Raw genomic sequence first — 18911 nt, forward strand, 5'->3', positions numbered from 1 at the left:
TATTGTTTAGATTAGTTGCGATTTGAATATCTGAACCATCAACAGCCAAGAGTTTATATCCTTTATAATTATCATTACTATAAGTTGCTGCTGTAAAATCATGGAAAAGCGACGCAAATGCTTTAGGAAGTATGTTCTTACGCTGCTGGACAAAAGCAGATGATGTTGCTGTATTTAAGCCATAGCCAAACTGCCGTAAAAGTTCATTTGATAAAGATGCTCCCTCCATTGTCAATAACGAAAGAATCATTTTCTCACAATACTTATTCTCAAAAAAATCCCACACCACATTTTCTGTGATGTGAGATTTTCTTAACTTAATGCCATTGTTATAGATGCGCCTGGGCTTTTTACTTTTTTGCTTTTTTAGTACGCGATGGAGTGTATGCATACTTGCGTGCTTTGCTTTGTTTGCGGCACCAGCTGCTTTGCGAGACCTCATCTGATTAGGAAGAAATATACATTTATGCAAAGAGATATTTGAATATTGCGCACAAGTGATATAAAATGTAGACATGTTGTAAAACAAAGGAGGGGATTTTTTGTATAACAGTAAAACTCATGTAGCGTATGAACTAAAGAGATTGTTAACGACAAAACGGCGTTATCAGGAAAGACTGGAGCAATTACCGCAGGGCTATTTGAAACTCTGCGCCTCTAATGGCAGACCGTATTACATGCGGCTCAAAGATGGACAGAAACAGTATTTAGGAAACGGTGCAAAAGAAGAAGTGCAGAAATTGCAGGAAAGACGATTTTTGGAAGTTACAATTCGGAATATAGAGTATAATCAGGGCTTGATGGAGCAGTATTTGGATCAATATCGTCCGACCGAGCCTCATGAGGTCATGCAGTCACTGCCGAAGGCGTATCAGAGGTATGATACGTACTGGGCAGAGGGGATACTGAATCCGAAGCAGTGGGAATTTGCTGATTACAACAAATCTAATTTTCATCCGGAGCATTTGACTCATAAAACGCAAAAAGGAGAATTTGTACGTTCAAAGTCAGAAGCTCTTATTGCGGACATTTTATATGAGCGAGGAATCCCATATCACTATGAGGAAAGGCTGCTGCTGGGCGATAAAACTGTTGTACCGGATTTCAAAGTTCTGGTGCGCAGTGAGAACCGGTTCAAGTTTTTAGAACACTGTACCATGATAGAGAATGAGCGCTATATTCGAAGCTTTATTTGGAAGATGCAGCAATACCAGGCACATGGATATTTACCGTGGCGGGATATTTTCTATACCTTTGATGATGTGGACGGCAGTATTGACACCTTCAGCATCAACAAAATGCTGGATCATTATTTTGAATAGTTCCGCATTTTAACTGGAGTTAGTTAAAATGCGGAACTCTCAAAGTAGTAATGCCGGAAAAGAAAATTACAGAAGCACTGTTTCCGTCGCCACATTATCGCAGAACGCTTTATCATGCTCGACAAAAATCATTGTCGGCTGAAATTGCAGAAGCAGATTTTCTATCTGCATGCGGGATAAAACGTCGATGTAGTTGAGCGGTTCGTCCCAGATGTACAGATGAGCGTTTTCGCAGAGACTTGCGGCGAGAAGGACTTTTTTCTTCTGGCCTTCACTGTAGTCCTCTATATTTTTCTCAAATTGAAGTCTGCTGAAGTCGAGTTTTCGCAGAATAGTTTTCAGCAGAGTAATATCAATGCTGCGGCGTGAGGCATAAGTATCCAGCGTACCGCAAAGACCTGCTGTGGTCTGCGGTACATAGGAAATGACAAGTCCGCTGCCGACGTGCAGATTCCCGGTGAATTCGGGGAGACTGACAGGCGCTTCGTCTGTTACAGCAGCAAAGGTGCTTTCTGCAGCTTGCAAAATCAGCTTCAAAATGCTGGACTTGCCACAGCCGTTAGGTCCCTGCAGTGCAATTCTGTCGCCGCGTTTGACAGTAAAAGATTTCTTGTTAAAAACTGGGAACGCTGTTGAATCCGCAGAGTCCAGGTAAAACCCGCTTACGTGATCTAAGGTAACCAGTACATCCGTGTGATAGGTTAGAGGATGGATTTTCAGGTCGTCTGCGCGCTCAATATTTTTCAAAAGAGAAGATTTTGAATTGATAGCTGCTTCCTTTCTTATCGCTGCCGCCTTGGAACGTTTCATCATTTTAGCGGACTGGGCGCCGATGTGACCTTTGTCAGGTTTGACACCTGCCTGACCGCCGGTACCGCCGGTTTTTCGCTTTTCAATAGTATCAGACCAGGCAGCAGTGCGGCGTGCGGCGGCTTCCATAGATTTTATCTGTCTGGTTAGCTTTTCGTTTTCAGCCATTTCGTAGCTGTCCTGCAGCTCCTTATTGTAGAGCCATGAGGAGAAATTTCCTTTTTGAATTTCGATATTTGTTTTGTTGATGGACAGAATGTGGTCCACGCAGGCGTCTAAAAAAAGACGGTCATGGGAAACCAGAATGAAGCCCCGCTTTTTCTGCAGATATTTGGCAAGGATTTCTCTGCCATGCATGTCCAGGTGGTTGGTCGGTTCGTCGATGAGAAGAAAGCCGTCCTCCCTTAGAAACAAAGCAGCTAGCTGCACTTTGGCTTTTTCGCCGCCGGACAGAGAAGTATACGGGCGATATAGAATATCGTCGGAAGTTTTCAGATAGTTGAGCTCGCGGGAAAGCTGCCAGTATTCATAATTTGGCACAATCTGATCGACGATGTCCAGCGTCAGGCGGTTTGTGTCATCGGCAGTCTGAGGCGTAAAGGGAAAATAGCTGAAAGTTACTTTGGAAGAAATTTGACCCTCATAAGAATATTTTCCCAGAAGCAGATTTAGGAACGTGGTCTTTCCCCTGCCATTTCGACCGGTAAATCCCAGTTTCCAGTCCGTATCTATCTGGAAGCTGACATTTTTAAAAATCGTATCGTAACTGCCATCGTAGGCGAAAGTTAAATTGTTTATACTTATTAAAGACATAAATATGCACCTCCTGGTATTCATACAATAAAATAAGCTGCAAGAAAGTATCTCACAGCTTATAAATATTGCAAAGCTAAGGAACGCGGCGCAAAGGCAGCACCGATAGTTCTTTATAAAGGTAGCATATATTTATTCTCAAAGATGGGTAACTTTCTCGCAGACTGCATGAGAAATAAAGCGGCAGGTGACTACCGTCTTAAAATAAACTTCTTCATGCATGATTAAACTAGCAAGAAATGTTACGCATCTTTTCACCTCAAATCTTTAGATATTTTAGTTCACACAAAGGTGGTAAACAGACAATCAATCTGCTGCTGTCTGTACCCAAAGGCTATTATAACAAATTCGCCAAAGAAAAGAAAGCCTTATTTTTCTTTTCCGCGAGCTTCCTCAAGATAATTGTAAAGGGTGAATTTTGAAATCCCGAGAAGTTCGCAGACTTTTTGACCGGATTTTTGAATCATAAAGACGCCGCGCTCGTCGAGGAATTGAAGCAGTTTAATCTTTGCGTCTTTATTCATTTTGTCCGGCGGCGTGCCGATAAATGCCAGCGCTTCTGTGATGATATTGTCCATCATGCCGTGAATGGATGACGGCTGCAGGTCGAATTCATTACCGTTGGTAGACAATACGCTGGTTTCGAACTGGCCTGATTCAGAAAGACCTTTTACGGCATTTTCCAGTGCAACCAAATCGGTAATATCCTGGTTGATACACAGAGAACTGTTCAGTGTGCCGTCCTCATCAAAAAAGTTGGCGGTTGAAGAACGAATAATCCGCCCGTTTGGAAGGTGGGAAATGTGACGAACCTTTTCAATGGATTTTCTGGGATGATTAACGTTCATGTATTTTAGGAAAGACTGTGTCGGTGCATCGCCGATGGTTCTGCCGGTCACGTGGCCGTTGACTATATAGACGATGGTATGATCCAGCTCTCCGGTAAAGTCGTGTATAACTACTTCTGCAGCAGAGCCGAACTGAGCGGCAACTAAATCTGCAATCTGTTTCAGCTGGTCGAAATTATTAACCATACAGCAACACTCTCCTTTAAGCTTTGTTCAAAAATATACTTTATTATACCAATTTTTTTGCGTTTTCGCAAGATGCCAAACAAAAAGTTAGGAGGTCAAAAAAATAATTTGACCAGGTACAGTAAATGTGATATGCTTAACATAAGATAAATTACATGCAATATGCAATCCGTACGGCAGGAGGAAAAGACTATGGCATTTAAAGATTTTGAGGAATTAGAAAAGAGCTTTCACGCAGCGGGAAAGAAGACCGTTGCAGTGGCGGCAGCGCAGGACAAATCTGCTTTAACTGCGGTGAGACAGTGCAGAAAGGAAGGTTTAGTTGATGCCATTTTAATTGGTGATGAGGCTCTGATTCGTGAAGAAATCAAAGCTTTTGACGGTGACCTTGACGATTGTGAAATCATCGATGCTAAGACTTTGGAGGAAGCTGCGCAGAAGACTTGCCAGTGCGTCAGAGATGGAAAGGCGGACTTCATTCTAAAGGGCAAAATTGATACGGGGATTCTTTTGAAGGCCGTTGTAAAAGAGGAGAATGGTCTGCGTACAGGAAAGCTGATGAGCCATCTGGCATTTTTGAAAATTCCAAATTACCACAAGCTGATTGTACTGACCGACAGCGGCATGGTTCTTTATCCGACCCTGGAACAGAAGAAGGAAATTATCGAAAATGCTGTTGAAAATCTTTGTAATATGGGATATGATATGCCAAAGGTCGGACTATTGGCAGCGATAGAGAAGGTCAATCCCAAGCAGCCGGAGACTGTGGATGCGGCCGCTTTGACCGAAATGTATAAAAATGGAGAAATCACAGGATGTATTGTGGAGGGGCCTCTTTCTTATGATATTTTGATGAGCAGGCAGTCGGCACACAAGAAGGGGTTTGACAGTGAACTGGTAGGCGACGCTGATGTGCTGGTCGTGCCTGATATGCCGTGCGGCAATATTCTCGGAAAGGCACTTCTCTTCTCGGCGGGTGCTGATATGGCGGGGCTGATTGTCGGAGCAAAGGTGCCCATCGCTCTGACTTCAAGAGGCGCTACAGAGAAGGAAAAGAGACAGTCGCTGCTTCTGGCTGCGGCGTGTGCGAAAGGAGACAAATAAATGGCTGAATATATTCTGGTAATCAACCCGGGTTCTACTTCTACGAAGGTTGCTGTCTTTGACGGCGAAAAGGAAGTACACTCCATGAACATCGACCATCCGGCGGAAGAGTTGAAAAAGTTTGTGGATATCAATGAGCAGCGGCCTTTCAGAAAAGCTGCTGTGATGAAATATTTGGAAAGCCAATCGCTGAAGCCGTCTGATCTGGCTGGAATTGCTGCAAGAGCCGGCGCTATCGGACAGCTGGAAAGCGGGGCGTATCTCATCGACGAGACCTTTGTAAATGCGTGCAGAACTTCCCAGATTCCGCACCCTGCTAATCTTTCGCCGATTATTGCCTATGAAATCGCAGAGGAGGCGGGAACTGGTATTTGCGGCTATGCTTATGACGCAGTTTGCGGCTGCGGCGTGCCGGATCCGATTTTTACCTATACCGGTGTGCCGGAAATCAAGAAACCCTTTTTTACTCATGTGCTCAACAGCCGCGCTGTTAGTATCGAGCAGGCGAAGAAAGACGGCATGAAATTAGAAGACACTACTTATATCGTTTGTCATTTGGGCGGAGGTGTTACCAGCAATCTGATTAAAGGTGGAAAAGTGTTGGATTTTGTCGGAGATGATGAAGGAGGCTTTTCGCCGGAACGTTCTGGCGGTGTGCCTTGCAGAGAACTTGTAAAGTTCTGTTTCAGGAGCGGACTTTCCGAAAAACAAGTGCAGAAAAAGCTGAAGGGTCAGGGAGGGCTTACCGCTTACCTTGGAGTCAACGACGCCAGAGATGTAGAGCGCATGGCCTTTGAAGAAGGAAACGAAGAGGCGAAGCTTGTATACGACGCTATGATTATGCAGCTTTCCAAAGATATTGCAAGTTTAGCGCCTGTAGTGTGCGGCAAGGTGGATAAAATTATCTTGACAGGCGGCATGGCATATTCTTCCTATTTGACTGCGGAAATGGAAAAAAGAGTCAGTTTTATCGCGCCGGTTTCTGTCAGCGCAGGAACCTACGAGATGGAAGCGCTGGCAAAGGGCATTCATCGGGTGCTTGCAGGAGAGGAACAGGCGCAAGTTCTGTAAATAACCGGATACGGGAAGCCAGTGCAGCGGCAGATTAGAGTTGCCTAACTGCACTGGCGTATGTTATACTGAGAAAGCAATTTAGCTGTGATTTGTTAGCTCAGCTGGGAGAGCACTTGGGTGACAACCAAGAGGTCGGCAGTTCGAGCCTGCCACAAATCACCAAATTATTAAGAACCAAGGTTTGCGAGTTAGCATTCCTTGGTTTTTGTTTGGCCAACGCGCCGCACGCAGCTAACAAAACCGGGTTGTGCATATAATTCGACGTTTTTCTCAATATATGCACCGCGACCGAAGACGACCGTGGACGAGCAGACACGGAGCGGAGGTGCCGCCTGTATCTATCATAGCATCGATTTACATATTGACGATTTGCTTTACACCGCTGTATAATCAAAAATAAAAAGACTGCAGAGGGAGATGGATAACATGCTGAGAAGATATGCAGAGCAGATTTTGAATCTGTACAACTTCATTGACGGAATGATGATTGTCAATGCAGACGCAAAGGTTGAATATTTTATTACATATCGACCTGACGTCAATCTTCTGAAGGAGCAGAATTTAATCGGGCGTTATCTTTTGGACATTTATCCCAGTCTGACGGAGGAGAACAGCAGCATTATCCGCGTTCTTCGCACGGGTAAACCGATTTTCAATGAGTATCAGGTTTTGAGCACCTATGATGGACAGAACCTTCGGGCGGTTAATACTACCTTGCCTATCAAAGAAGGAGATACCATCGTAGGGGTGGTGGATGTGTCACGATACATTGATTCTGATATCGAGCGGCAGGACATCGTGTTACAGATAAAAGAAGCCGACGATGTGAAGACCATGTATACCATCGACGATATCGTCACTTCGTCCATGCAGATGGAGATTATCAAAGAGCGAATCGGCATGATTGCCGACACCGACTCATCTGTGCTCATCTACGGCGAAACCGGCACAGGAAAGGAACTGGTGGCGCAGTCTATTCATACTAGCAGCAAGCGAAAAAACCGCCGGTTTGTATCACAAAACTGCGCGTCTATCCCGGAAAACCTGCTGGAAAGCATCCTGTTTGGAACTGTAAAGGGCAGCTATACTGGCGCTGAGAACAGACCCGGACTCTTTGAAATGGCAGCGGGAGGCACTTTGTTTCTGGATGAAATTAATTCTATGGAGTGCAGCGTGCAGGCAAAGCTTCTCAAAGCCATCGAAGAAAAGCAGATTACCAGAGTCGGAGGGCTTTCTCCGATTCCCATCGATGTAAAGATTATTTCCGCAATCAATCAGCAGCCTATGGAGTGCATCAGAACCGGAAAGCTGAGAGAGGATTTGTTTTACAGACTCAGTGTGGTGCAGCTTTCACTGCCGCCGCTGCGTGAGCGGCTGAATGACCTGTTTTTTCTGGTCAGCCATTTTATCTCTATATATAATGAGAAAATGCACAGGAAGATTTTGGGTATTGATGAAGAAGTGGAACAACTTTTTAGAAGATATCCTTGGCCGGGCAACGTGCGCGAACTGAAAAATATCATCGAAGGGGCGTTTAACGTGACCAACGCTGCATTTATTCAGCTGAAAGACTTGCCGGAATATATGTTTACTGCGGCGAGAAGAGAGCCGGACTATATGACATCGGGCAAACCTGCTGTCGACCTGAACAATCCGGATTTTTCCATCGACAAAGCCTTGGCTGATTTTGAGGTCAGTCTCATTGAGAAAGCGCTGGCTCAGACCGGCACTATGAGTGATGCCGCAAAAAAGCTGAAAATATCCAAGCAGGCGCTGAACTATAAAATGAATAAATATGACATCAATCGCTGATGGTACGAAAAACTTTACAGAATAGTAAAGTTTTTTTTACTACTTGCGATAGGCTAAAGCCATAGAACGATGGAAACCGCTAATTTCAGCGGTTTTTATTTTTTTATAAATTGGCATAATAATTGCGGTTTATAAATACAAGTTGTGCAACGAGAAAGAAGTAGGAATAAATGAGGAGGTTGACATGAGTCAGGAACTTAAGAAATTTGATATTGACGCAATTCCGGGGGAACGATGGTTTCCGAAAGAGACAACCTTTGAGGAGGATATGAATCTTTACTGGGGAGACTGGGGCGTTGCGTCTGAGGTTGAAAAGCTGCGTGCGGTGCTTCTTCGCAGACCCGGCAAAGAAGTAGAAAACTTTGATGCAGCAGAGTACAGATTTTCTGATGAACCGGTTGATATCGAATTAATGAGAAAACAGCATGACCAAGTTGCGGATATTTATCGGGAGCATGGTGTCAAGGTTTACTACGTAGAGGAACAGAGAGAGGACCGACCGAATGCAATTTTTTGCAGGGATTTGATGTTTATGACACCGGAAGGTGCGATTATCACAAGACCTGGTATGGCAGCAAGACGCGGAGAAGAACGCTATATAGCAAAAGCCCTTGCGGATATCGGTGTGCCTATTGTAAGAACTATCAACGGAGACGGCATGTTTGAAGGTGCAAATGCAATGTGGGTGGACAGAAAAACTGTGGTCATTTCCACGGGAAGCCGCTGCAACAGAAGCGGATACGACCAGGTGGAAACAGAACTGAGAAGAATGGGTGTAACAGAAATCATTCACATGCAGCAGCCTTACAGCAATATTCATATCGATGGTCTGATGAACGCTGCCAGCAACGATGTTGTGATGGTTCATGCGTCACAGGTACCTTATGACGTGCTGGACGTTTTGAAAAAGAAAGGATACAAGATTTTGGAAGCACCATCTACAACAGAGGTGCGCGAAAGCTTTGGCTGCAACTTTGTAGCTTTGGAGCCGGGACTGATTGTAATGCCGGAGGGAAATCCGAGATGTCAGTCGCTGCTTGAAGACAACGGAATCAAGGTAATTACTGTAGATATTTCAGAGATTATGAAGGGCAGAGGTGCGCTGCACTGCATAACCGCATTTTTGAAGAGAGGATAAGGAGAGGTATTTAGCATGACAGATAAGAAACGTGATATCGACGCAATTGCAGGGGAAAGATGGTTCCCGAAGGAATCTACTATCATTGATGATATGAAGGACTTGTGGGGTGACTGGGGTGTATGCTCCGAGGTTGACCAGCTGAAGGCGGTTTTGATGCGTCGTCCGGGGCGGGAAATCGAAAACTTTGATTGGCAGGAAGCTCGCTTTAAAGCGGCAATCGATCCGGAAAAATTTCGTGCCCAGCATGACGGTCTTGCAGACATTTACAGAGCTCACGGCGTCAACGTTCACTACATCGAAGAGCAGAGAGAGGATAAACCTAACGCGCTGTTTTGCAGAGACCTGGTACTGATGACACCGGAAGGGGCTATCGTAACAAGACCTGCTATGGAAGCAAGACGCGGCGAGGAAAGATATGCTGCAAAGACTCTTGCAGACCTTGGAGTTCCAATCATCAGAACCATTTGCGGTGACGCAACCTTTGAGGGAGCGATGGTGATGTGGGTCGACCGTCACACTGCAATTTTGGCAAGCGGCGTCAGGACCAACAGAAGCGGCTATGAAATGGTGGAATACGAACTAAAGCGCATGGGTGTAACAGAAATTCTGCACATGCAGGTACCTTACGGTCACGCCCATATCGATGGAAATCTCAACTTTGCAAGCCACGATGTTGCAATGATTCATGCGTCACAGGTGCCTTACGATGTGTGCGATGCTTTGAAGAAAAAAGGCATAAAGCTGCTGGAGTGCCCGTCCCAGACTGAAGCAAAGGAAAGCTTTGCAATTAACTTTGTAGCCCTGAAACCGGGACAGATTGTAATGCCGGCGGGAAATCCTAGAAGCCAAGAGCTTCTTGAGAAAAATGGAATCGAAGTTATTCCGGTTGAGTTTGATGAAGTTATGAAAGGATTCGGTGCAATTCACTGTTGTACTGCATTCTTAAAGAGAGGGTAAGGAGAAGTAATATGAGTATTTATGAAAAGCTGGCAGAAGAACTGTCACTGGACAGAATGTATGAAAATATGACTTATCTGGTGGATGAAGTCGGAGAGAGACTTTCCGGTTCGCCGCAAATGCGTAAAGCGACGGAATTCATCTGCGGAAAATTAAAGGAGTACGGTGTGGAAGCGCACATCGACCACTTCCCAATGTACCAGAGCTATCCGAAAGAAGCAACATTGACACTTCTTGCGCCGGAGAAAAAGGAAATTCCGGCAAGACCTGTATGTCATATTAAATCCACTTCAGCAGAAGGGCTCAGCGGGGAACTTGTTTATTTGGGAAGCGGTGCCTACGAGGACTATGATGGAAAGGACGTGACTGGCAAAATCGTTCTGACCGACATGAACTGGAGTCCAGGCAGACCTGAAAAGGCAAGGATTGCCTGGGAAATGGGTGCAAAAGCTCTGATTATCATGAACTGGGGTAAGGCAGAAGACGGCCTGATTCAGATGGGTGCAGTTAAGGCCCAGTGGGGAAATCCGACACCGGACACAGAAAAGGATATCGTGGATTTGACTGTAATCAGCATTTCCAGAGCCGACGGTGAATATCTTGCAGGACTTTGTGAAAAGGGCGAAGTCAGCGTCCATCTGACGGCGGAAGCGACCAGAGAGTGGATTACTGCAGACCAGCCAATTGGCAGAGTTTACGGCGGAAAGAGTAGCGGCCAGTACGTACTTGTGGGAAGCCATGTGGACGCATGGGGAAAATCGGCAATCTGCAATGCGTCCGGCAATGCGCTGAATTTAGAACTCGCAAGGCTTTTTCAGAAGCATAAAGATGAACTGAACCGCGACGTAGTATTTGTATTCTGGGACGGCCACGAAATCGCAGAGGGCGGAGGTTCCGCCTGGTATGCAGACAATTACTGGAAGGATATGAACGAAAACTGTCTGGCGTATATCAACATCGACAATCTGGCAATTAAGGGAACTACCATTCCAGGCGTGGAAGGACAGCCCGAACTGAAAGACTATCTGACCGACGCAATCAAGGAAATCTGGGGTCAGGAAGGAGAGTGGCATCGGGCGTACAAAGGCGGCGGTGACTCCTCTTTCTTCGGTGTAGGCGTTCCGTACTGCTCCTTTGCAACAGAGTATACAGAAGAAAAGCTGGTAGAACTGAACTACGCATTTTACAGTCCATGGCTGCACAGCGACTCTGATACCATTGACAAATTGGACAGAGACCTGCTTTTGGGACACGGAAAATATTTTGCGTATATCATCGAAGGCATGGTCAATGCAGACCGTGTTCTTTACGATTTAAAGGCGTTGGCAGATGACACCAGAGAGCAGTGGAGCCAGATTAAGGTGCTTAGCGGCCGTGGTGCGGATTTAATCTCTGAACTGGGTGAAACTGTTGAGGAATATGCAAAGGCGCTGGAAGCCCTCTGGGATTTACGCAATCAGGAGGGATTCGCAGAGGAATACGACCGTCTGGCGCTGCTTTGCGAGAGACAGACTGCAATGCTGCGCTGCTACTCGGGCCGCTACGGACAGGACTCCTGCTGCGCGCTGCAGACAGAAAATCCAATACCGGCCTTGGCGCACGCTCTTGCAAAATACAACAGGGCAGAGGAAGGTTCTCACGAATATTACCTGTGGGAAACGCAGATTCTGCGCGTAAAACACATGGTTTATGATGCAATGTATTACTCCAAAGAGCTGATACAGCGTGGCATACTGAAGACAAAATAATAAAAAGGAGGAAAGGCAATGAAAGGAAAAAGTATCTCTAATCGGAGATGGTTTCTTGCGGCAGCTTTCCTCATCGGCATGCTGGTATTGACCCAGTTTGCCTTTGGGGAAGACGGAGAGGAAACGCAGTATTTTGGCGCGCTTTCTCTTATTACGCCGTTTATTGCAATTGTTTTATCGTTTATCACCAAACAGGTTGTGTTGTCGCTGGCAGCAGCAGTATTTGCAGGTGCAACTATCATCAATGGAGGAAATATTTTTGAGGGCTTTCTGCGCACCTGTGACACATACTTTGTAGGTACTGTAGCGGATTCTTGGAATGCGTCTTTGATGTTGTTTATTCTGGCTGTAGGCGGGATGATTGCCGTTATGAGCAGAATGGGAGGAATGCAGGCTATGGCTGTTGCCATGGCGAAAAAAGCACAGGGTACCAAAAATGTGTTGATCATGACTTGGATTTTGGGATTGATTATTTTCTTTGAAGATATTGCAAACTCCCTGATTGTAGGTCCGACCATGCGTCCTGTTGCTGACGAGGCAAAGGTTTCCAGAGAAAAGCTGTCGTATGTCATCGACTCTACGGCAGGTCCTGTAACCGATATGGCACCAATTTCTTCATGGGTTGCCCACGAAATTGGTATGATTACACTGGCATTTACCTCCATCAGCATGGAGGCCGCCAACGTATACGGAATTTTTCTGCAGACCATTCCGTACAGATTTTACAACATTTTTGCAATCGCAATGGTTATTATTGTAGTGCTCATGCAGAGAGACTACGGTCCGATGTACAAGGCAGAAAAGCGTGCAAGACTGACTGGAAAGCTTTACGCAGATAACGCAAAACCGATGATGAGTAAGGAACTGGATGCTATGAATGTAGCAGAAGGCGCACCGCTTCGCATTTACAATGCGGCAATTCCAATTTTGGTATTCATCTTTGTGACTGTTGCGGCACTGTGGTACACAGGCGGCGGTATGGATGCGGGCTTCACCTTGGAAGGCATTGCAACTGCATTTGGTAATACCGATGCAGCTTCCAGTATTCTGTATTCGGTTATCTTTACATCCATTTTGTGCATTATTATGGCAGTAGCGCAGAAAATCATGACTTTAAGAGAAGCCATCGATGTTTGGCTTGGCGGCTGCAAAGAGCTACTGTTCACCATCACAATTCTCATGCTGGCTTGGTCTACAGGCAGCGTCATGAGTGAGCTGGGAACAGGCGCATACATTTCCGGACTGGTAGGAACTGCAATTCCGGCACTTCTGCTTCCGGCAATTCTGTTTGTAATCGCTTGCGTGATGGCATTCTCCACAGGAACCTCTTATGGAACCAGCGGAATCATGATTCCGATTGCTTTTCCGATTGCTGTTGGAATGTCCGGCGGAGAAGTCGGATCCCTTGCTATCGTGACTATCGCAGCAGTAACTTGTGGCGCTGTCTTCGGCGACCACTGCTCGCCAATCTCTGATACGACAATCATGAGTTCCATGGGCTCTGCAGCAGACCTGATGGATCACGTAAAAACACAGATTCCGTATGCAATGACGGTAGCAGTTGTGGCAATTCTCGGATTTATTCTTGCGGCAGCAGGACTATCTCCGCTGATTATTCTTCCACTGGGCATTGTAGCTTTGGCAGTTATTGTAAGACTGATTGGCAAGAGCACTAAGCTTGAAGACCTCGAAAAAGAAGGATCGGAGTCAGTGTAAATGAAAAAGCTGAGTTTATAGAATTGAAAATCCCCAGGCTTAAGGCTTGGGGATTTTTTCGATGTATCGCGTCTCCATCTTGCCACGCCCGGCAAAAAACGATATAGTATATGATGGAAAAGAAACTCGAAAGGACGAGACAGCATGAAACGGATTGAAAAGATACAGTTTATCGGCATGGGAGCGCTGGGCATTATGTTTGGTGATTTTCTGGCAGGGAAGATGGGCGCAGGGGCGGTGGCCTTTGTGGGAGATAAAAGGCGTACGGAGCGCTTTGAAAAAGAGGGTGCGTACTGCAACGAAAAGCCCTGCAGTTTTTCTATGATAGAGGCTGGAAAACAGGAGGTGGCGGATCTGCTGGTTTTTGCGGTAAAGGGTACAGCGCTTTCTGAGGCGGTAGAACTTGCAAAGGACTCTGTTGGTGAGGATACAACGATTATTTCTCTTCTCAATGGTATTTCCAGTGAAGAGGTATTGAGCGAAGCTTTTGGCGAGGAACACATCGTGTACACGGTGGCACAGGGTATGGACGCAACCAGGGAAGGCACCCATCTGATTTACAGTCACATGGGTGAGCTTAGGATTGGTGTACCGAAAGGGGAAGGCGCTGCACGCCAAAAGCAGCGGCAGCACTTGCAGCGGATTTGTCAGCTGTTTGACGGGGTGCAGTTTCCTTATACGAAGGAAGATGATATTTTGCGCAGGATTTGGAGCAAGTGGATGCTCAATATAGGCTGCAATCCGACAGCGATGATTCTGGAAGGCACTTTTGGCACGCTGCAGACCGGCGGCAGTGGTCATCAGCTGGCGGTAGAAGCTATGAGCGAGGTAATTCCTGTTGCCAATGCAGAAGGCGTGGATTTGAATGAGACAGATTTACAGGAATATATTAATCTGCTGGATTCACTTAATCCGCAGGGCATGCCGTCTATGCGGCAGGACGGGCTGGCAAAGCGTTACTCTGAGGTAGAACTTTTTAACGGTGCGCTTATTGCAAAGGCGAGAAAGCACGGCATTGCGGTTCCGACTACGGAAATGGTATACCAAAGAGTAAAGGAAATCGAAGCGGGATACGAGAAATAGTACAGAATCTAACCTGTTTTTTCTGTGGGTTTTGTGGTATAATTATACAGTTAAGGTAATGCCAGCACGTTTTTAATAGTGTGGTTTAAGCACAGCTGAAACCTGACTGCATTTCGCCCTTGAAAACTTTGGAGGTAACCATAATGGATGAAAGATTAAAGAAAGTTATTGACGAAAGTGAGAACATCGTATTTTTTGGAGGAGCAGGGGTGTCCACGGAAAGCAACATTCCGGATTTTCGCTCCGAAAGTGGGCTTTATCATGCGCAGCAGAAATACGGGTATTCTCCGGAAACGATGCTGTCGCATTCATTTTATAGAAATCATACAAAGGAGTTTTTTGCATATTATAGGGAAAATCTTCTTTATCCAAAGGCGCAGCCAAATCAGGCGCATCTGACTTTGGCGAAGCTGGAGGAGATGGGTAAGCTGAAGGCTGTGGTGACTCAGAACATCGACGGGCTTCACCAGAAAGCGGGCAGCAAGAAGGTTTACGAACTTCACGGCAGCGTTCTTCGCAACTACTGCGAAAAGTGCGGCGCTTTCCACGATATGGACTATATGCTGGACGATGTTAACTGTGAGGATGGTATTCCCAGGTGCAGCTGCGGTGGTATCATGAAACCGGACGTCGTCCTTTACGAGGAAATGCTGGATGATGACTGCATCAACGGTGCAGTTGCGGCGATTTCCGAAGCGGATACCCTGATTATCGGAGGCACATCTCTGGTAGTATATCCGGCGGCGGGACTGATTAACTATTTCCGGGGAAAGAACTTGGTGTTGATTAACAAATCAGAAACTCCTTATGATGGGAGAGCAAATCTGGTGATTTACGATTCGATTGGAAAGGTAATGGATTGGGCATGAATATTTTAGTAGTAAATGATGACGGGATTGAGGCTGCAGGTTTTGCGGCACTGGTGAAGGCGCTGTCTGAAGTAGCGGATGTGTACGTGTGCGCACCGGAAAGTCAGCGCAGTGCAAGGAGCCACTCTATCACCCTAGGGCAGGATGTAATCATCGAAAAAACGGAGTTTCCTGGAGCAAAGGCTGCTTATAAGATCAGCGGAACGCCGGCGGACTGCACTAAAATCGGGCTGCAGTTTTTTGCAGAGGCGGGAGCACCAATTGATATGGTTTATTCCGGCATCAACATGGGAAGCAATCTTGGCAGAGACACCCTGTATTCGGGAACTATTGGCGCGGCGGCAGAAGCGGCGCTCAGCGGTGTTCATGCGGTGGCGGTTTCGGTAGACGACCATGACGCGGTTTACTTTGATGTAGCTTGTTGCCTGGCGAAAGAGGCAATCGACCTGGTATACGGTAAACTGGATAAGTCGGTGGTACTGAGCATCAATGTGCCAAATTTACCGAAAGAACAGATTCGGGGAATAAAATACGTTCCTCTTGGAAACACAAGATATTATGACGATAAATTTCATCTGGTGGAGGGCAGCAGATATACCTTGTCAGGACAGCCGGGTGACTATGTAAAGCCGGGTGAGGAGAACGACCTTTCCGCCGTGGCTGAAAACTATGCGGTTATCACGCCGCTGCAGATGGACTTTACAGACTACGAGAGTTTAGAGCAAATAAAGAAATGGAGCCTTAGTTTATGAACATTTTCAAACATTGTTTTGAAGATATGACAGGAGAAGATATAAGTATTTTAAAAGAGTATTTTCATGGATTTGACTATCGTGGAGCAGGGTATACCTTCCTAGCTAACTACATTTGGAGAAATACCCACTGCCTTTGCTGGGAGGTCATCGGAGACTACCTGTTTCTGGCTGGCGCAGACTGCATGATTGGAGAGCCTAGTGCGGTGATTTCCATGCCTATGACAAAGAACGGGGTGTATGAACCCCAAAAGCTGCGTGAGGCTGTACTGGAGGCACGCAGCCGTTTTGAGAAGCGAAAAATTCCTTTCTCGATTGTGCTGGTACCTGCGCATATGCGGCAGTATCTGGAAGAGGCGTTTCCGGAGGAATTATCCTTCGAACACGATAGAGATTCCGATGAATATGTCTATTTGAAGGACAAGCTGATTTCTCTCAGTGGACGGGCGCTGCACAAGAAAAAGAACCATCTCAATTATTTTTTGAAAACCTACAGCTACGAGGCAAAGCCTATTGACCGCACTATGACCGCCGAGATTATGGAACTGGTTCGCAGCGTGAAAGCGGGCAGGGATTATGATGCAGACGAGCTTGAGAGCCTTCATATGGAGGAAGAAGCAATCGGCGAGGTGCTGAAGTTTGCTGAAGATGAAAGCGTTTATGGAACTGCGGTTTTCATCGATGGAAAAATAGAAGCATTCGCGATAGGAGAGAGGCTTTCTCAAAATACCGCTGTAGAACATTTTGAAAAGGCAAACGACAAATTTCGAGGGCTCTATCAACTTGTCTGCAGTGAATTTTGTAAAAGTCTGCCGGAGGAAGTCGTGTATGTGAATCGAGAGGAAGATATGGGTCTTGAAAACCTCCGCCATGCCAAGGAAGCGCTTAAGCCTGACCACATGGAAGAGAAATATACAGCTTGCTTTTTGTAGGCGGATATGGTACTATTAGAATGTGAATAATTTAACAAATGTTAAAACATTAACGTTCAAACGTTAAAATGTTAACGATAGCCAGAGATGGCGTTTATTTTAAGGAGGTACATATCAATGAGAGAAGTAGTAATTGCTAGTGCAGCTAGAACTCCAATCGGAAGTTTTGGCGGCAGTCTGAAAGGCGTTCCTACCAGACAGCTGGGTGCAATCGCAATCAAAGCTGCAGTAGAAAGAGCTGGAATCAAACCTGAACAGGTTGATGAAGTAATTATGGGCTGTGTATTACAGGGAGGCTTAGGTCAGAACGTGTCCCGTCAGATGGCTTTAGATGCAGGTCTTCCTAATGAAGTTCCTACAATGACAATCAATAAAGTTTGCGGTTCCGGTCTGCGTGCAGTAGAACTTGCTGCTCAGATTATCAAAGCAGGCGATGCTGATATCGTAATTGCTGGTGGTGCAGAAAATATGTCTGCTACAGCTTATGCTATGCCGGCTGCTAGATGGGGCGCAAGAATGAACAATACACAGATGGTTGACATGATGGTTAACGATGGTCTGTGGGATGCTTTCAACGGATATCACATGGGTATCACTGCTGAAAACGTTGCAGAGCAGTGGGGCATCACCAGAGAAGAACTGGATGAGTTTGCTGTGATTTCTCAGCAGAGAGCAGAAGCTGCTATCAAAGAAGGCAAATTCAAGGACGAAATCGTTCCTGTTGAAATTCCGCAGAGAAAAGGCGATCCAATCGTATTCGATACTGACGAATATCCTAAGTTCGGCGCTTCCATCGAAAAGATGGCAAAGCTGAAACCGGCTTTCAAGAAGGACGGTATCGTAACTGCTGCTAACGCTTCTGGTATCAACGATGCTGGTGCTGCTCTTGTTGTTATGTCCAAGGAAAAAGCTGACGAATTAGGAATTAAGCCTCTGTGCACAATCAAATCCTATGCTTCCGGCGGTGTAGATCCATCTATCATGGGTGTTGGTCCTGTTCCTGCGTCCAAGAAAGCTCTGGAAAAGGCTGGTCTGAAGATTGAAGATATCGACCTGGTAGAAGCAAATGAAGCTTTTGCTACTCAGTCCTTAGCAGTTAGAAAAGATTTAGGATTAGATCCTGAAAAGACCAACGTAAACGGCGGCGCAATCGCTTTAGGTCACCCAATCGGAGCTTCCGGCGCTAGAATCCTGATTTCCCTGATTTACGAAATGCAGAAGAGAGAAGACGCTAAATATGGTCTTGCTACTCTGTGTATCGGCGGCGGTATGGGAACTACTGTTATTGTTGAAAAATAATCGAAACATAGTTACTAAGAAAGGGCAGTCTGTATGGCTGCTCTTTTTGCATATTCCAAATTCTTGCATGACAACCGCATTTTATAGCCCTGATGTCATTATCTCGGTGGGCTACGGTGTCAAGTCAAAGCGCGGTGCGGAATTTCGAAAGTGGGCAAATCGCGTACTGAAAGACTACATAATGAAAGGATTGCGGTCAGTCATAATCGTATCAATCAGCTTGGAGAGGTGATTACCCCCCTCCCGTCCTTTTGCGATAATAATTTTTAAATTCTTTTTGTGTCTGCGTTCTCTCTGGTCAGTGCGATTTTGCGTCAGCAATTTACGGCATAGAGGACTTTTTTTAAAACTATAACCTTACCCCAAAACAAGAAAATACCGGCTTCATCGCGGGCAGAAAAATTCGTCGAATTTTTAATTGACAAGTGTAAACCGGAGTGGTACA

The 18911-nt window shown here is 45.8% G+C and carries 16 protein-coding genes, 1 tRNA gene and 1 pseudogene; 15 read left to right on the forward strand and 3 right to left on the reverse strand.

Annotated features, from left to right (window positions below):
* Positions 1-529, reverse strand: a pseudogene (locus D1151_RS06075) (hypothetical protein); the annotation flags it as partial.
* Between the two features lie 13 nt (positions 530-542).
* Between D1151_RS06075 and D1151_RS06080 the strand changes: the two are divergent.
* On the forward strand, positions 543-1322 hold the full coding sequence (locus D1151_RS06080; RefSeq protein WP_160202027.1) for a hypothetical protein: 780 nt from the start codon (positions 543-545) through the stop codon (positions 1320-1322).
* A gap of 66 nt (positions 1323-1388) precedes the next feature.
* Here the strand turns inward: D1151_RS06080 and abc-f are convergent, their stop codons facing one another.
* Positions 1389-2945: a ribosomal protection-like ABC-F family protein gene (abc-f, locus tag D1151_RS06085; protein WP_161908309.1), complete on the reverse strand. Its 1557-nt coding sequence runs from the start codon at positions 2943-2945 to the stop codon at positions 1389-1391.
* Positions 2946-3313: 368 nt separating this feature from the next.
* A complete protein-coding gene (locus tag D1151_RS06090; RefSeq protein ID WP_160202025.1) occupies positions 3314-3979 on the reverse strand; it encodes a transcriptional regulator in 666 nt (221 codons plus the stop codon).
* A gap of 192 nt (positions 3980-4171) precedes the next feature.
* On the opposite strand from D1151_RS06090, the gene D1151_RS06095 reads away from it, so the two are divergent.
* The 14 genes from D1151_RS06095 to rhuM all read left to right on the forward strand — a co-directional run bounded on the left by D1151_RS06095 (position 4172) and on the right by rhuM (position 18698).
* Positions 4172-5083 carry a bifunctional enoyl-CoA hydratase/phosphate acetyltransferase gene (locus tag D1151_RS06095; protein WP_161908310.1) on the forward strand — a complete coding sequence of 304 codons (912 nt, stop codon included), beginning with the start codon at positions 4172-4174 and terminating at the stop codon, positions 5081-5083.
* On the forward strand, positions 5084-6154 hold the full coding sequence (buk, locus tag D1151_RS06100; RefSeq protein WP_161908311.1) for a butyrate kinase: 1071 nt from the start codon (positions 5084-5086) through the stop codon (positions 6152-6154).
* Positions 6155-6243: 89 nt separating this feature from the next.
* Positions 6244-6319, forward strand: a tRNA-Val gene (locus D1151_RS06105).
* A gap of 264 nt (positions 6320-6583) precedes the next feature.
* Entirely contained in the window at positions 6584-7969 is a 1386-nt protein-coding gene (locus D1151_RS06110; protein ID WP_160202022.1) for a sigma-54-dependent Fis family transcriptional regulator, read from the forward strand.
* Positions 7970-8153: 184 nt separating this feature from the next.
* A complete protein-coding gene (locus D1151_RS06115) occupies positions 8154-9107 on the forward strand; it encodes a dimethylarginine dimethylaminohydrolase family protein (protein ID WP_161908312.1) in 954 nt (317 codons plus the stop codon).
* 15 nt (positions 9108-9122) lie between these two features.
* Positions 9123-10067 carry a dimethylarginine dimethylaminohydrolase family protein gene (locus tag D1151_RS06120; RefSeq protein ID WP_160202020.1) on the forward strand — a complete coding sequence of 315 codons (945 nt, stop codon included), beginning with the start codon at positions 9123-9125 and terminating at the stop codon, positions 10065-10067.
* Positions 10068-10078: 11 nt separating this feature from the next.
* Complete coding sequence (locus D1151_RS06125) at positions 10079-11815, forward strand: M28 family peptidase (protein ID WP_161908313.1); 1737 nt, start codon at positions 10079-10081, stop codon at positions 11813-11815.
* Positions 11816-11833: 18 nt separating this feature from the next.
* Positions 11834-13531, forward strand: a complete 1698-nt coding sequence (locus tag D1151_RS06130) for a Na+/H+ antiporter NhaC family protein (RefSeq protein WP_161908314.1) — start codon at positions 11834-11836, stop codon at positions 13529-13531.
* Between the two features lie 144 nt (positions 13532-13675).
* Complete coding sequence (locus D1151_RS06135; RefSeq protein WP_161908315.1) at positions 13676-14614, forward strand: ketopantoate reductase family protein; 939 nt, start codon at positions 13676-13678, stop codon at positions 14612-14614.
* A 143-nt stretch (positions 14615-14757) separates the two neighbouring features.
* Positions 14758-15483: an NAD-dependent protein deacylase gene (locus D1151_RS06140; protein ID WP_160202016.1), complete on the forward strand. Its 726-nt coding sequence runs from the start codon at positions 14758-14760 to the stop codon at positions 15481-15483.
* Complete coding sequence (gene surE, locus D1151_RS06145) at positions 15480-16235, forward strand: 5'/3'-nucleotidase SurE (protein ID WP_161908316.1); 756 nt, start codon at positions 15480-15482, stop codon at positions 16233-16235. The genes D1151_RS06140 and surE overlap by 4 nt, the downstream gene beginning before the upstream one ends.
* Positions 16232-17167: a DUF2156 domain-containing protein gene (locus D1151_RS06150; protein WP_161908317.1), complete on the forward strand. Its 936-nt coding sequence runs from the start codon at positions 16232-16234 to the stop codon at positions 17165-17167. Before surE ends, D1151_RS06150 begins: the two co-directional genes overlap by 4 nt.
* A 117-nt stretch (positions 17168-17284) precedes the next feature.
* Positions 17285-18466: an acetyl-CoA C-acetyltransferase gene (locus D1151_RS06155; protein ID WP_160202013.1), complete on the forward strand. Its 1182-nt coding sequence runs from the start codon at positions 17285-17287 to the stop codon at positions 18464-18466.
* Between the two features lie 67 nt (positions 18467-18533).
* Positions 18534-18698, forward strand: a complete 165-nt coding sequence (gene rhuM / locus D1151_RS16645) for a RhuM family protein (RefSeq protein WP_243151172.1) — start codon at positions 18534-18536, stop codon at positions 18696-18698.
* Positions 18699-18911: the final 213 nt, after the last annotated feature.

This window comes from Emergencia sp. 1XD21-10 (assembly GCF_009936045.1).
In the GTDB taxonomy this organism is placed as follows: domain Bacteria; phylum Bacillota; class Clostridia; order Peptostreptococcales; family Anaerovoracaceae; genus Senimuribacter; species Senimuribacter intestinalis.

What these genes read in the sequence shown, in the direction of transcription:
- abc-f (WP_161908309.1), bottom strand. Translation starts at nt 2,945, where the DNA reads ATGTCTTTAATAAGTATAAACAATTTAACTTTCGCCTACGATGGCAGT.
- D1151_RS06090 (WP_160202025.1), bottom strand. Translation starts at nt 3,979, where the DNA reads ATGGTTAATAATTTCGACCAGCTGAAACAGATTGCAGATTTAGTTGCC.
- D1151_RS06095 (WP_161908310.1), top strand. Translation starts at nt 4,172, where the DNA reads ATGGCATTTAAAGATTTTGAGGAATTAGAAAAGAGCTTTCACGCAGCG.
- buk (WP_161908311.1), top strand. Translation starts at nt 5,084, where the DNA reads ATGGCTGAATATATTCTGGTAATCAACCCGGGTTCTACTTCTACGAAG.
- D1151_RS06110 (WP_160202022.1), top strand. Translation starts at nt 6,584, where the DNA reads ATGCTGAGAAGATATGCAGAGCAGATTTTGAATCTGTACAACTTCATT.
- D1151_RS06115 (WP_161908312.1), top strand. Translation starts at nt 8,154, where the DNA reads ATGAGTCAGGAACTTAAGAAATTTGATATTGACGCAATTCCGGGGGAA.
- D1151_RS06120 (WP_160202020.1), top strand. Translation starts at nt 9,123, where the DNA reads ATGACAGATAAGAAACGTGATATCGACGCAATTGCAGGGGAAAGATGG.
- D1151_RS06125 (WP_161908313.1), top strand. Translation starts at nt 10,079, where the DNA reads ATGAGTATTTATGAAAAGCTGGCAGAAGAACTGTCACTGGACAGAATG.
- D1151_RS06130 (WP_161908314.1), top strand. Translation starts at nt 11,834, where the DNA reads ATGAAAGGAAAAAGTATCTCTAATCGGAGATGGTTTCTTGCGGCAGCT.
- D1151_RS06135 (WP_161908315.1), top strand. Translation starts at nt 13,676, where the DNA reads ATGAAACGGATTGAAAAGATACAGTTTATCGGCATGGGAGCGCTGGGC.
- D1151_RS06140 (WP_160202016.1), top strand. Translation starts at nt 14,758, where the DNA reads ATGGATGAAAGATTAAAGAAAGTTATTGACGAAAGTGAGAACATCGTA.
- surE (WP_161908316.1), top strand. Translation starts at nt 15,480, where the DNA reads ATGAATATTTTAGTAGTAAATGATGACGGGATTGAGGCTGCAGGTTTT.
- D1151_RS06150 (WP_161908317.1), top strand. Translation starts at nt 16,232, where the DNA reads ATGAACATTTTCAAACATTGTTTTGAAGATATGACAGGAGAAGATATA.
- D1151_RS06155 (WP_160202013.1), top strand. Translation starts at nt 17,285, where the DNA reads ATGAGAGAAGTAGTAATTGCTAGTGCAGCTAGAACTCCAATCGGAAGT.
- rhuM (WP_243151172.1), top strand. Translation starts at nt 18,534, where the DNA reads ATGACAACCGCATTTTATAGCCCTGATGTCATTATCTCGGTGGGCTAC.